The organism is Acinetobacter sp. WCHAc060042, assembly GCF_003231195.1.
GTDB lineage: Bacteria > Pseudomonadota > Gammaproteobacteria > Pseudomonadales > Moraxellaceae > Acinetobacter.
This window is the reverse complement of sequence record NZ_QKVN01000061.1, coordinates 1-13,408: the sequence shown is the minus strand read 5'-3', so window position 1 is coordinate 13,408 and position 13,408 is coordinate 1. Positions and strand designations below refer to the sequence as shown.

Sequence of the window (13,408 nt, the reverse complement as noted above, 5' to 3'; positions counted from 1 at the left end):
TGGTTGAACCATCCTTTTTTTATGTCCGAAATTTCAAAGAAGAAGCATTAAACTTAGAGTGTAATAAAGCCTGCCGCTACATTGATGCTAATGGCCAAAATCGAGGTGTTAAAACCATAGGCCAAAATAATGTGCAGAATATTGAGAATACGCATGGAGCGGGAAGTAATCGAAACGTCCGCAGTTTGCGCTGAAGTGCCAATCACATAACTAAAGTATAAGAAGTCAGGATAAGTCGGCTGTGCCGTTTTTGGAAAGTCCAAGCCAGCATCTTGTTGGTCCGCAAGAGCGAGATAATAGTCATGCGCATAATGAATGGCAAACACAGTATGTATAAAGAGCCATGCACTTATAATGGTCAGTAAGGACAGAGCCAAGTGACCATATTTGATAGCTGGGTCATTAGGAAGATGAGTTAACTCCAACACAATTGCAATCAAACACATAACTAATGTCATGATCACCAACAGTAGAATAATCCATTTACTGGCATCTTGTTGCTGTGCATGTTGAAGAATGTGTCGATGGTCAACAGACCAAAGCGTTGTCATGGTTTTGAGCAAATAACTTGAGACGGCAATGTTCCAACTGATCAATAAATTGGTAGACCAAGACCAGTCAGTCAGGGTATTGAGCAGAGCATAAAAAATAGCCGTAACCAAAAAACTAATGAAAAAGAAGGGGCGAAACTGCATGGCCGTTTTTAAACGCTGTAAAGTAGGCATCGGCATGATTTTCTCCTTTTCTATTTTATTTTTTAGTGCAGCAAAAATCGCAATAGCTAGCTCAGTATATGCTTATGTTTATACTTAAGTTGTAGGTAAAACCTGACAAAAATTCTGATTTTTATTCGTTAATCTTCCTTTAAAAAGTAGAGACAACAAAAGTCGAGAGCTGATAAGTCTGGTTTAAAACTGAAATACTCTAGATACGCTTGTAGTTCAGGGTACTTTTTCATGAAAAAGGTACACCGCCATTTATTCAGAAAATAGTGGTGTCTCGTATTTGAGGATTAATTTGAACTCATTGGGGATTTATTCACGGTTAATGTTCAAATAAAACACCCGAGTCAGCAATTCTAGAAATTTATTTACAGCCAGTGATGTGGTGTTTTTACGATAGCTTACATATAAATCTAAGTAAGGGAGTTCAACCTCAAGCGGACGAATCACGGTATTGCTCATGGTTAAGGGTGCAACATAGCCAGGTAAAATAGTGCAACCGAGACCCATCCCAATTGAGTTGATATTAAATAGAATATTATCGGCCTTTTGAACAATATTGAATTCAATACTATTATTTTTGGCAAATTCTAAAATAGTCTGGTGCAGGGTTTGTGACTGTTCGGCTGCGGGAATGATAAAATCAATACCATTTAAAGCCTTAACAGGAATGCGTTCATATTTTGCTAAAGGGTGATCTTTGGGAAGCAGGAAGATGAGTGGCTCACGTAGAACAAATTGGCTCTCAAGTTCATCATTATGAAAGTTATGTCGGGTAAAGGTAATGTCCAGCTCACCTTTTTTCAACAAACGCATCTGCTCAGTATTGTTCATACTGAGTAACTCAATTTTTAAGTCGGGGTTTTGTACACGCAGATTTGGCAACACATAAGGGAATATTTTCATTTCCGCAACTGGCACGAAACCTATGCGCAGCATTTGCTGTTTGGCTTGTGACACTTGACGTGCCATAGCGACCGCTTTGTCCGCTTGAGCTAGAGTCAGGCGTGCCTGTTCTAGAAAAACAGCACCTTCTTCCGTGAGTTCAACTTTTCGCTTGGTTCGATACAGCAACTGTACGCCGACATCTTCTTCGAGGTCTTTGATTTGCTGACTGAGTGAAGGTTGAGCGGTATAAAGTTTCAATGCCGCCTTACTGAAGTTCAGTTCTTCAGCAACGGTGATGAAATAGCGAAGGTGTCTAAGTTCCATATAAATAACCCACTGAGTAATCCAAAAAATGTCTTACCACGACTACAACAAAGTATAATCTATAAACAACTATGCCGTGAAGATGATTCAAGTATTTATAAAATAAATGGTCTTGAGATGAATGCGGAGATTTTAATATAAGAAATAACTTTTCTAATAATTGCTAAAACGTATTAATTAAAACAAAAAAAATATTTCACTAAAGCTGTCTAAAAAATCATGATGCCTCAAAAGTTGAGTCTATTTACGTTGTGCCGTGTATTGGTCGCAGGAGAGCTTTTCATGAGTGGAAAAATTGATGTGCGTGAAATCGACGCTTTGGTCGATGCACAAAATGGACGTATCTCGCCATCCATCTATACAGACCCAGATTTATACGAATTAGAACTGGAACGCGTGTTTGGGCGTACATGGCTATTTCTATGTCATGACAGCCAAATTCCAAAATCAGGTGATTTTTTCAATACTTACATGGGTGAAGACCCAATTATTGTGGCACGTCAAAAAGATGGCTCAATTAAAGCATTTCTAAACCAGTGTCGACATCGTTCTATGCGGGTCAGCTTTGCAGACTGTGGTAATACTCGCGCTTTTACCTGTCCATATCATGGCTGGTCTTATGGGGTAGATGGCTCACTGAAAGATATTCCACTTGAAGATCGTGCTTTCCCACAAGGTGCCTGCAAAGAACAGTGGGGCTTGGTTCAAGTCAACCGCGTAGAGTCTTATAAGGGGCTGATTTTTGGCTGCTGGGATGAATCGACTCCAGACCTGATTGAATATATGGGGGATATCGCTTGGTATTTAGATGGTGTAGTCGATCGTCGTTCAGGTGGGACTGAAATTATTGGTGGGGTACACAAGTGGGAAATCGAGTGTAACTGGAAATTTGCGGCAGAACAGTTTGCCTCAGATCAGTACCATGCCTTGTTCTCCCATGCCTCTGCGATTCAAGTTTTGGGCGCTAAACCCGATGACGACTCATCTAAAAAACTCGGTGCAGCACAAACCGCGCGTCCAGTTTGGGAAACTGCCAAAGATGCCATTCAGTATGGTTCACGTGGTCATGGCTCAGGCTTCTTCTTTACCGAAAAACCCGATGCCAACGTCTGGGTGGATGGTGAAGTAGCCAACTACTTCCGTGAAACCTTTGAGGAAGTTAAAGAGCGTTTGGGTGAAGTACGTGCATTACGTCTTGCGGGGCATAACACCATGTTCCCGACCATGTCGTGGTTAAATGGAACGGCAACGCTTCGAGTCTGGCATCCGCGCGGTCCAAACAAAACTGAAGTCTGGGCATTCTGCATTGCCGATGCTGAAGCATCGCAAGAAGTGAAAGAAGCTTTTGAGCGTTCTGCAACGCGTGCTTTTGGACCTGCGGGTTTCCTTGAGCAAGATGACTCGGAAAACTGGATTGAAATCCAAAAAGTACTTCGTGGCTATAAAGCACGTAACAACCCGTTGATTATGGAAATGGGCTTGGGCAATGAGAAAGTTCGTGAAGATGGCATTCCAGGCATTACCAACTATATTTTCTCCGAAACCGCAGCACGTGGCTTATACCGCCGTTGGGCAGATTTACTGATTCATGAAACATGGGAAGAAGTCGAAAAAGCCGCGGAAGACTATGAGAAGGAGTTGATGAAATGAGTCAGATCAATTTAGAACTTCAACATCAGATCAGTCAGTTCCTTTACCGTGAAGCAAAATTGCTCGACGACTGGAAATTCCGTGAGTGGTTGGATGTCTTGGCAGATGATATTGCCTATACCTTACGCACGACACCGAATGCGCAAACCCGTGACCGTCGTCGTTCGGTTGAGCCGCCAACCACGTGGGTGTTTAACGACTCTAAAGATTTGTTAGAACGTCGTGTCGCGCGTTTGGAAACAGGGATGGCATGGGCTGAAGAGCCACCGTCTCGTACCACACACATGGTGTCCAATGTGATCGTTGAAGCGACTGAAGTCGACGGTGAGTATGATGTTTACGTGACGTATTTACTCTACCGTACTCAGAAAGAAAAAGATGTCACCCTCTACTGCGGGAAGCGTCATGACAAACTTCGTAAAGTGGATACCAAGCAAGGTTTCCAGATTTTCAATCGTAAAATCACCCTAGACCAAGTGACTTACAACTCCCATAACCTGAGTGTGTTCTTCTAATGAATAAGATTTTTGTGTGCCAAGTCGATGAGTTAGACGAAGGCGAGGCATTGAAAGTGGACTGCGGTGTGAATGGGATTGAGGCACTGGCTGTTTTCAACAATGGCGGTGAATTCTTTGCTATGAATGACCGCTGTTCACATGGCAATGCTTCCATGTCCGAAGGTTATTTGGAAGAGGACGGCACAGTGGAATGTCCATTACATTCTGCTCGTTTCTGCCTAAAAACAGGTCAGGCTTTATGCCTGCCTGCAACTGATCCTATTCAAACCTTTCCTGTGATTGTGGAAGATGGACAATTGTTTGTCGAGATGGCGGGAGCATAATCATGGGCTGGTTACAAGGTGAAGTTGCCCTGATTACGGGGGGAGGTTCTGGTCTGGGCTGGGCATTGGTCGAGCGCTTTTTAGCAGAAGGCGCACAGGTGGCTGTGTTACAGCGTTCACAAGCCAAAGTGGAGGCATTACAGGCACATTTCGGTGATCACATTCTTGCGATTGCGGGTGATGTGGCTTGCTATGAAGACAATGTCCTTGCCGTGAATGCCACGCTTGAGCGTTTTGGCAAATTGGATTGTTTTGTCGGTAATGCTGGGATTTGGGATCATTATGCCGATATCGTCAATACTTCGGGTGAACAGTTAGACAAAGCCTTTGATGAAATTATGGGCATTAATACCAAATCGCTCATCTTGGGGGCAAAAGCCGCACTGGAGGCATTGATAGCTTCTGAAGGGTCGATCATATTTACTTTGTCTAATTCAGCCTTGTACTCGGCAGGCGGAGGCCCTGTATATACAGCTTCTAAGCATGCAGGTGTGGGGGTGATGAAAGAATTGGCCTATGAACTTGCGCCTAAAGTACGAGTGAATGCGGTGGCGCCGTCAGGTATGAATGTCAATATCAAAGGGGCGGCATCTTTAGGTCAAGAAAATTTGGGGCTACTCGATGCACGTGACCCTGAAAAGATTGCTCGTGGTATGCCACTGAATTTCTTGCCTGAACCTGAAGAGATGACAGGTTCATACGTCTTGTTGGCATCGCGTCAAAACAACCGTCCACTGACGGGTGTTTTGATCAATGCTGAATGCGGTTTAGGCATCCGTGGTTTACGCCAACCTCGTGCAGGGTTCTTTGATGAGTGATTGATTCACTGAACTACTCATTATCTAGGGATCTTTGGAGCTTTTAAACGTAAAGAAATCTCAAATCTAAACTCAATTAGGTTTGATGAGTATTTCAAAAAATTTGGGTACGCGGAAAAGTCATTCGCAATTGTTTGAGGCAGGGCTAAAGCTAAAACGAAATGTTTCTGCGACCTGTCAATGTCGTGATGGTTGTTGCCGAGTTTTGCGAATGACAATGGTTCGACCTACTTTTCCCAAAAGAAAAGTAGGTCGAACCGAAGGTTAGTCTGGAAGTTTATGCTTTATTGGAAAGACTCCGCTTCATCATTTCAACGCTTAATTTTGACCCAGTCTTTATATTGAGATCTTTGCATATATTAAGGAAACACAGTCATTAAGCGACGGTTTCTATTTTGGAGTCACACATGGCCGTTAAACTCATTTGTGCATCGCACAGTCCCTTAATGGAATTTGCTTCACCGCAAGAACAGCGTAAAGAACAGATTGTACGTGAGACTTTTGCCCAGCTTGCGGCAGAAGTCAAAGGGTATGATCCAACCCTCATCATTACTTTTGGCCCAGACCATTTTAATGGCTTTTTCTATGATTTGATGCCAAGTTTTTGTGTGGGTATTCGTGCAACTGCGGCAGGTGATTGGGACTACGGTAAAGATAACGACAAAATCAATGTGCCTGAAGACACTGCGGTTGCTTTGGTGCGTCGTGTACTCGATGAAGGTGTGGATGTTGCCTATTCCTACCGAATGCAAGCCGATCATGGCGTGACGCAGCCTTTACATTTTCTGTGTGGTGGACAGCTAGACCGTTATCCAACCATTCCTATTTTTATCAATGGTGCAGCGGCACCGATGCCAACCACCAAGCGAACCATTGCTTTGGGGCGTGCTGTTGGGCAATTTATTCAGTCTTTAAATCTTGAAAATGAAAGGGTTTTAATTTTAGGAACAGGTGGACTTTCACATGATCCTCCGACACCACAAATGGGTGCTGTACCGCCAGAAGTGGAAGAGTTTTTGATTTGTGGACGTAATCCGAGTGAAGAATCACGGAATCATCGTCAAGCCAAAATTATTGCCGTGGGGCAGAAACTGGCAGCAGGTGATCAATCTGTTGCCGTGCCACTCAATCCAGAATGGGATCGTGCATTGCTTGAAATATTGGCCAAAGCAGACTTCGCCACAATTGAAGCGATGACTGAAGCCGATATTCGCCGTGATGGTGGGCGGGGTGGTCAGGAAGTCCGTTCTTGGATGGCGGCATTTGCTGCATTACATGAACTTGGCGAATATGACATGACCACACATTGCTATGAAGATATCAGTGAGTGGATTGCAGGCTTTGGCATTGTCTCGGCAGAGTTAAAAGGTGAACTAAATGAGTAACATTGAAACCATCGTCATTGTTGGTGCAGGCCAAGCAGGTGCGAGCGCGATTTTAGAACTCCGTGGCAATCAGTTTGCAGGCAAAATCATTTTAATTGGGGATGAAGTTCATTTGCCTTATGAACGTCCACCTTTATCCAAAGATGTGATTTTAAAGCCTGAAGAAACCAAGGTTGAGATTTTATCCGAAGAGAAATTAGCGACTTTAGGTGTCACGCATATCCGTGGCAATGGCGTGGTGAAAATCAACCCTGAGGAAAAAACTGTTGAATTGCAAAAGGGCGAACTGATTGCCTATGACAAATTGCTCCTTGCCACAGGCGGAGCTGCACGTCGCTTGCCGAATTTCGATGCTTTAGGTCAACGCATTTATACCTTACGTAATTTGGAAGACTCTCAAGCACTGGTGCCTGTGCTACAAGCTGGACAGCGAATTGTCTTGATTGGTGGAGGGGTCATTGGATTAGAACTGGCTTCCTCTGCGCGCTTTAAAGACTGTCAAGTGACGGTGATTGAAATGGGGCCGATGGTGATGGGGCGTTCATCCCCGCAGATTTTGAGTGAGTTTTTATTGGCGCAACAACGTCTTGCGGGTGTCGATGTGCGCTTGAATAGCGCCATTAATCACTGTCATTTAGATGGTGAAACCGTGGTAATCACTCTTGCAACAGGGGAACAGTTACGTGCAGATGCCGTGATTTATGGTATTGGGATTGTCCCGAATGCACAACTGGCAGTCGATGCTGGTTTAGCGGTTGATAGTGCCATTCAAGTGAATGAACACTGCCAAACTTCACATCCAGATATTTATGCTGCGGGTGATGTCGCGACCCAACTTCGTGCGGATGGTCAGTACCGTCGTGTGGAAACATGGGAAAATGCCAATTTACAGGCTGGAATTTTTGCCCGTCACGTGATGAGTGTAGAGCATCCAAAAGCAAATCCTGCATGGTTTTGGACGGATCAGCTCGATATTAACTATCAGTTTGTTGGTGATATGGCCGCAGCAGAGTGGATTGTTCGTGGCGAAATTCGACCTGAACTCCGTGCAGCCTCTTCGTTTGTTCTGTTTGGAGTGACCGATGGTGTTATCGTGGGGGGAATTACAGTGAATGCAGCCAAAGACATGCGACATTTGAAAAAAATGATTGGCAAACAAGTCATCTTTGATGCAGAAAAACATTTAGACGTGTTGCAGGATTTACGTAAAATTGCCTGAGATTTAAAGCTTTGCACTTAAATGGGTGTATTTAAACAGACCAAGGTTTGCTTAGGTCTGTTTATTATTTATGAACTACAAAAACCTGCGCTATGCGCCACTAAATTTCGATATGATAAAAACATAAATAGAATACAGCTTGGGCTAAAAGTCGATATGGCAGATTCAAATAAACTGGTGGTTTATGCCGCACTCATAGGTAATTTAGCGATTGCCTTGGTGAAGTTTATAGCAGCTTATCTGACCAATAGTTCTGCCATGTTGAGTGAAGCGATTCACTCTGTTGTAGATACCTTAAACGAAATTTTGTTGTTATATGGGCTAAAAAAGTCGAATAAACCTGCCAATTTTAATCATCCTTTTGGCTATGGGCGAGAGCTGTATTTTTGGGCCTTCATTGTATCTCTTATGGTGTTTGCCTTAGGGGCATTGGTCTCTATGTATAATGGGATCATGCACATTTTACACCCTGAACCGATTTTAAATCCGATCATCAATTATGTTGTACTTGGTTTTGCATTTGTAAGTGAGGGGGCGTCATGGTGTGTTGCCCTGAAAGTGTTTCGTAAAGCGAAAGGTCAGCAAGGTTATTTTGAGGCTTTTCGACGCAGTAAAGATCCCACCACGTTTACCGTTTTGTTTGAAGACTCTGCTGCATTGATTGGACTGTTGATTGCCTTTCTGGGTATTTATTTGGCGCATCGTTTAGATCTGCCTGAATTGGATGGAGTAGCGTCCATCCTGATTGGGCTGGTTCTGGCGGTGTCAGCTTTTCTTTTGGCACGAGAAACCAAAGGCTTGCTCCTAGGGGAAACCGCAGACGTGCATGTACGGCAAAACATCTTAAAAATTGCCCAAGACGATGAAGGCGTACTGTCGGCCAATGGCTTATTGACCGAACAAATGGGTGCCAAACAGGTTTTGGCCTCATTGAGCGTGGAGTTTGAAGATCACCTGACTACCGATGAGATAGAAGCCTGTGTCAATCGAATTGAAGCAAAAATTAAACAAAATCATCCTGAAATTGTGGCACTCTTTGTTAAGCCACAATCAAAAAAAGTGTGGTTAGAGCGAATGCAAGGACGCTTGGAATAGGTTAAGGTAGAGGTCAGTTTTCAAAACTGGTCCTGTTACTGGTGTATTGCAATAAAGATAACGACGTTAAATGAAGCCAAAATCAACTGAACTCCATTATCAAATTCTGACTGAAAATACGATGTCCCATACGTGGCGACAACCTGAATTTCAGTTTCTACACTCCGACCATTATAACGGGACACGCTTTTTCAATTCGGTTCGTCGACCCGAAGGGCGTAGTCGTGGCGATTTACTGAAATGGTTGATGAAACGTAAGTCTTCGACATGGAATGTCGATTTAACACAAGAATATGCGCATTTTCATGCCGATAAAAAAAGTCTACCGCAAGACCGTCCTCATGCCGATTTAAATGATTGGCAAGTTTGGTTTGTGGGGCATGCCACGGTATTGCTCCAGATTGGCCCTTATAATTTATTGACCGATCCTGTGTGGGCGGAACATGTCAGTCCGAAGCAAGGGCGAGGGCCACGCCGTGTCATGCCTGCGGGGATTGCCCTAGAAAATTTGCCGACCATCCATGCGGTGCTTTTGAGCCACAATCACTATGATCATATGGATATAGCCAGTCTGAACTGGTTGTATGAGCGTTTCGCCATGCCCATTTATACGGGTTTGGGCAATGGATGGTATTTACCCAAGCATTTACAAGTGTTGGAAATGGATTGGTGGCAGTCAGCACGCTTGCATGATTTGAAATTGGTCTATACCCCAGCACAGCATGGTTCTGGACGTGGACTATGTGATCAAAACCGTGCGTTATGGGGCGGGTTTACTATTCACTGTGGCGCTGACTATGCTTATTTTGCGGGGGATACAGGTTATTCGCCACACTTTAAAGAGCTGCATCAGCGTTTTGGCGCACCGCGAATTGCACTACTGCCTATCGGGGCGTATGAACCGCGTGAGCTCATGCGCTATATGCATATGAATCCACAAGATGCCTTTCAAGCACATAAAGACCTGCATGCTAAATGCTCAATGGCCATTCACTATCGCACCTTTCAGCTGACTGATGAGAGCCGTGAGCAGCCTGAGATGGATTTGAAAGTGGCGATGAAAAATAGTTCGAAGCTGATGAATCCATTTGTCTGCTTAAGAGAAGGTCGACGTTTAAGCGTGTAATGGGCGCTTTATGTGTAAGATCAGGTGGTGGCTGGGGCAAAAACAGTCATCACCGAGACCATAAGGACATCACTAAAATATCTTTCAAGAAAAATCTAAAAACCGAAAGTATGCCTTTTTTATTGTTTGATTTTTACTCAACCTGAGCTGCACTGATTGCTGGTAGGAATCGTCTAATTTTTAAACGATAAACTCAATTGAAAATGCCCATTAACTCCGCATTAAAGGCTTTTCTTGCTGTTGTTTTTTCATCGACTTCTATCTTGTTGAAAAGTTAAAAATCTTTCTTTCTTAAATATTTACATGGAATAATCCGATTGTTTTTATTCGTAAAACTCGCTTTAGATTGTCATAAAAAAGGGCTATGTTAGAAAAGTAATAAATACTTTAAACGGTTCATGATAATCATAATTTGATGATCAAATTTGGAGCTCGACATGACACAGAATATGCAAGCATCAGGTTGTCCATTTCACCAGAAAGACGGTGGACAAACGAGTTTAGCCAGCACCAATAATTCTGATTGGTGGCCCAATGCGCTCAATCTAGACATCCTGTCGCAACACGATAAAAAAACCAACCCGATGGATCCTGATTTTGACTATGCAACTGCATTCAAATCATTAGATCTAGAAGCGGTGAAACAAGACCTACGTGAACTCATCAACAGCAGCCAAGAATGGTGGCCATCTGACTATGGTAGCTACATTGGGATGTTTGTACGTACCGCATGGCACTTGGCGGGTTCTTACCGTAAACAAGATGGACGTGGCGGTGCCAACACGGGTAACCAACGTTTTGCCCCCCTCAACAGTTGGCCTGATAACGTCAACACCGATAAAGGCCGTCGCTTACTCTGGCCAGTCAAACGTAAATATGGCAATAAAATTTCATGGGGCGATTTAATCGTTCTCGCAGGGACCGTAGCTTATGAAGAAGCAGGTCTGAAAACCTTTGGTTTCGGTGGTGGTCGTCTAGATATTTGGGCACCGGAAAAAGACATTTACTGGGGCGAAGAGCGTCAATGGCTGGCACCAACAGCAAATCGTTATGCCAATGACCAAGACCGTAAATCGCTTGAAAATCCATTAGCTGCGGTCCAAATGGGCTTAATCTACGTCAATCCAGAAGGGGTTGATGGTGTTCAAGATCCCCTCCGTACTGCACAAGACATGCGTGTCACTTTTGACCGTATGGGAATGGATGACGAAGAAACCGTGGCATTGACTGCGGGTGGTCATACCGTAGGGAAAGCCCACGGGAATGGTAAAGCTGAAAACTTAGGGGCAGATGTCGAAAGCGCTGACGTGGAGTTTCAAGGTCTTGGTTGGCATAACTCCGAAGGTACAGGCAATGGTGCGAACACCATGGTCAGTGGTTTAGAAGGGGCTTGGACGACTCACCCAACCAAATGGGATAACGAGTTTTTCTATCTGCTGTTCACTTATGAATGGGAAAAAACCACCAGTCCTGCGGGTGCGAAACAATGGGAGCCGATTAACATCAAAGAGGAAGACAAACCTGTTGATGCGCATAACCCAAATGTACGCCGTAACCCAATGATGACTGATGCTGATATGGCATTAAAAATAGACCCTGAATACCGCAAAATCTCAGAGCGTTTTTACAAAGACCCTGCTTACTTGTCCGAAGTGTTTGCACGTGCTTGGTACAAGCTGACGCACCGTGACATGGGACCAAAATCTCGCTATTTAGGCGCAGATGTTCCGAGCGAAGACCTGATTTGGCAAGACCCAATTCCATCGGTCGATTATGTTTTGTCTGAAGCTGAAATTGAAGATTTAAAAGTGAAGTTGCTAAATAGCGGTTTAGCTTCGGTTGAATTGATCAATACTGCTTGGGACAGTGCGCGTACTTTCCGTGGTTCAGACTACCGTGGTGGTGCCAATGGCGCACGTATCCGTCTTGCACCACAAAAAGACTGGGTGGGCAATGAGCCTGAGCGTTTAGCCAAAGTTTTGGCGAAACTTGAAGAAATTCAGGCAGGTCTTGCGAAAAAAGTCAGTATTGCGGATTTAATTGTACTGGGTGGCACAGCAGCCGTTGAAAAAGCGGCACACGCTGCGGGTGTGAATATCAAAGTTCCGTTCCTTGCCGGACGGAGCGATGCGACTCAAGAGCAAACTGATGTGTATTCTTTTGAAGACTTATTGCCTAAGCATGATGGTTTCCGTAACTGGGTCAAAGAAGATTACAGCGTACAACCTGAAGAAATGCTGTTAGACCGTGCACAATTACTCGGTTTGACTGCGCCTGAAATGGCGGTATTGGTTGGTGGTATGCGTGTACTTGGTACGAACTATGCAGGTACACCAGAAGGTGTGTTGACAGATCGCGTAGGGGTACTGAGTAATGATTTCTTTGTGAACTTAACCGACATGAAATACAACTGGAAACCTGTGGGTAAAAACCGTTATGAAATCGTGGAGCGTGCGACAGGGGTAACCAAATGGACGGCAACACGTGTAGACTTAGTCTTTGGTTCGAACTCGATTTTACGTTCATATGCGGAAGTTTATGCGCAAGATGATAACAAAGAGAAGTTTGTAAAAGACTTTGTTGCCGCTTGGGTGAAAGTAATGAATGCAGACCGTTTTGATGTGAAGTAGGTTTCACAAGAACAAAAGACCGCTCAAAAGAGCGGTTTTTTTATATTTGAATTTTTATAATAAATTAACCAAAAATGAGAATAGAAATGTTTGCCCAAATATATAAATCCATTAAATATCCATAATTGATTTATAGCATTGGAATAATAATTTATAGCATAGAGGTACATCACAATGAAAAAAGTATTAACGGGTCTAATTCTAGGTTTGGGGACACTTGCTCTTGCTGGCACAGCCTTAGCCGCAAGCTCACAAAATACGCAAATACAAAAACAACCTGCTTCAAATCAAACGCAAGATTGTCCTCCACCACCAAAAGATATGGATAATAAAGATAGACCACGACCTCCTAAAGACGCAAATGGTTGCCCTATGCCACACAAAGATTTGAATGAAAAAAATCGTTCGTAATGATTGAAGCCTCAATGTTTATTGCTTCTTAAATTATGGAATGGATATATGCCGTTTTGATGCGAAGTAATTTTCACTGGAATAAAAACCGCCTGTAAGGGCGGTTTTTTTATGGATTATAAGATGCTAAAATTATTTGATTTACAAGATGTTATTCTCCAATTAGTTTCATCTCTCTTTCATCCCACCAGTGTTGGGCATAAATCGTAGGATTAGTTGTAAGTATTTCATTCAAAATAGTAGCTAGGAATGTAAGTTGCTCTGATATATCAATTTTCTTAAAAAATCCTTTCTTAATT

12 protein-coding genes are annotated in these 13,408 nt (G+C 43.5%); 10 read left to right on the top strand and 2 right to left on the bottom strand.

Features of this window, described 5'->3' with window-relative positions; translation table 11 throughout:
- Positions 1-53 precede the first annotated feature (53 nt).
- Positions 54-731 (bottom strand): DUF1345 domain-containing protein, encoded by a 678-nt coding sequence (locus DPG01_RS17310; protein WP_110975901.1) that lies wholly within the window; start codon positions 729-731, stop codon positions 54-56.
- A 303-nt stretch (positions 732-1,034) separates the two neighbouring features.
- Positions 1,035-1,934 carry a DNA-binding transcriptional regulator HcaR gene (hcaR, locus tag DPG01_RS17305; protein WP_086209618.1) on the bottom strand — a complete coding sequence of 300 codons (900 nt, stop codon included), beginning with the start codon at positions 1,932-1,934 and terminating at the stop codon, positions 1,035-1,037.
- 282 nt (positions 1,935-2,216) lie between these two features.
- On the opposite strand from hcaR, the gene hcaE reads away from it, so the two are divergent.
- The 10 genes from hcaE to DPG01_RS17255 all read left to right on the top strand — a co-directional run bounded on the left by hcaE (position 2,217) and on the right by DPG01_RS17255 (position 13,109).
- Positions 2,217-3,584, top strand: coding sequence for a 3-phenylpropionate/cinnamic acid dioxygenase subunit alpha (hcaE, locus tag DPG01_RS17300; RefSeq protein ID WP_110975900.1), 1,368 nt, complete (start codon positions 2,217-2,219; stop codon positions 3,582-3,584).
- Positions 3,581-4,099 (top strand): 3-phenylpropionate/cinnamic acid dioxygenase subunit beta, encoded by a 519-nt coding sequence (gene hcaF, locus DPG01_RS17295; protein WP_086209616.1) that lies wholly within the window; start codon positions 3,581-3,583, stop codon positions 4,097-4,099. Before hcaE ends, hcaF begins: the two co-directional genes overlap by 4 nt.
- Positions 4,099-4,425 (top strand): 3-phenylpropionate/cinnamic acid dioxygenase ferredoxin subunit, encoded by a 327-nt coding sequence (gene hcaC, locus DPG01_RS17290; protein ID WP_086209615.1) that lies wholly within the window; start codon positions 4,099-4,101, stop codon positions 4,423-4,425. Before hcaF ends, hcaC begins: the two co-directional genes overlap by 1 nt.
- A 2-nt stretch (positions 4,426-4,427) precedes the next feature.
- Positions 4,428-5,243 carry a 3-phenylpropionate-dihydrodiol/cinnamic acid-dihydrodiol dehydrogenase gene (gene hcaB, locus DPG01_RS17285; RefSeq protein ID WP_110975899.1) on the top strand — a complete coding sequence of 272 codons (816 nt, stop codon included), beginning with the start codon at positions 4,428-4,430 and terminating at the stop codon, positions 5,241-5,243.
- 407 nt (positions 5,244-5,650) lie between these two features.
- Positions 5,651-6,628 carry a 3-carboxyethylcatechol 2,3-dioxygenase gene (locus DPG01_RS17280; protein WP_110975898.1) on the top strand — a complete coding sequence of 326 codons (978 nt, stop codon included), beginning with the start codon at positions 5,651-5,653 and terminating at the stop codon, positions 6,626-6,628.
- Entirely contained in the window at positions 6,621-7,847 is a 1,227-nt protein-coding gene (gene hcaD / locus DPG01_RS17275; protein WP_110975897.1) for a 3-phenylpropionate/cinnamic acid dioxygenase ferredoxin--NAD(+) reductase subunit, read from the top strand. The genes DPG01_RS17280 and hcaD overlap by 8 nt, the downstream gene beginning before the upstream one ends.
- A 156-nt stretch (positions 7,848-8,003) precedes the next feature.
- The gene (locus DPG01_RS17270) at positions 8,004-8,942 is read left to right on the top strand and encodes a cation diffusion facilitator family transporter (protein WP_110975902.1); all 939 of its coding nucleotides are present in this window, start codon (positions 8,004-8,006) and stop codon (positions 8,940-8,942) included.
- Between the two features lie 70 nt (positions 8,943-9,012).
- Positions 9,013-10,068 (top strand): MBL fold metallo-hydrolase, encoded by a 1,056-nt coding sequence (locus tag DPG01_RS17265; RefSeq protein ID WP_110975896.1) that lies wholly within the window; start codon positions 9,013-9,015, stop codon positions 10,066-10,068.
- Between the two features lie 437 nt (positions 10,069-10,505).
- On the top strand, positions 10,506-12,698 hold the full coding sequence (katG, locus tag DPG01_RS17260) for a catalase/peroxidase HPI (protein WP_110975895.1): 2,193 nt from the start codon (positions 10,506-10,508) through the stop codon (positions 12,696-12,698).
- A gap of 174 nt (positions 12,699-12,872) precedes the next feature.
- Positions 12,873-13,109, top strand: a complete 237-nt coding sequence (locus DPG01_RS17255; protein ID WP_110975894.1) for a hypothetical protein — start codon at positions 12,873-12,875, stop codon at positions 13,107-13,109.
- Positions 13,110-13,408: the final 299 nt, after the last annotated feature.

Coding starts and splice junctions, on each gene's coding strand:
- DPG01_RS17310 (WP_110975901.1), bottom strand. CDS start 731: ATGCCGATGCCTACTTTACAGCGTTTAAAAACGGCCATGCAGTTTCGC.
- hcaR (WP_086209618.1), bottom strand. CDS start 1,934: ATGGAACTTAGACACCTTCGCTATTTCATCACCGTTGCTGAAGAACTG.
- hcaE (WP_110975900.1), top strand. CDS start 2,217: ATGAGTGGAAAAATTGATGTGCGTGAAATCGACGCTTTGGTCGATGCA.
- hcaF (WP_086209616.1), top strand. CDS start 3,581: ATGAGTCAGATCAATTTAGAACTTCAACATCAGATCAGTCAGTTCCTT.
- hcaC (WP_086209615.1), top strand. CDS start 4,099: ATGAATAAGATTTTTGTGTGCCAAGTCGATGAGTTAGACGAAGGCGAG.
- hcaB (WP_110975899.1), top strand. CDS start 4,428: ATGGGCTGGTTACAAGGTGAAGTTGCCCTGATTACGGGGGGAGGTTCT.
- DPG01_RS17280 (WP_110975898.1), top strand. CDS start 5,651: ATGGCCGTTAAACTCATTTGTGCATCGCACAGTCCCTTAATGGAATTT.
- hcaD (WP_110975897.1), top strand. CDS start 6,621: ATGAGTAACATTGAAACCATCGTCATTGTTGGTGCAGGCCAAGCAGGT.
- DPG01_RS17270 (WP_110975902.1), top strand. CDS start 8,004: ATGGCAGATTCAAATAAACTGGTGGTTTATGCCGCACTCATAGGTAAT.
- DPG01_RS17265 (WP_110975896.1), top strand. CDS start 9,013: ATGAAGCCAAAATCAACTGAACTCCATTATCAAATTCTGACTGAAAAT.
- katG (WP_110975895.1), top strand. CDS start 10,506: ATGACACAGAATATGCAAGCATCAGGTTGTCCATTTCACCAGAAAGAC.
- DPG01_RS17255 (WP_110975894.1), top strand. CDS start 12,873: ATGAAAAAAGTATTAACGGGTCTAATTCTAGGTTTGGGGACACTTGCT.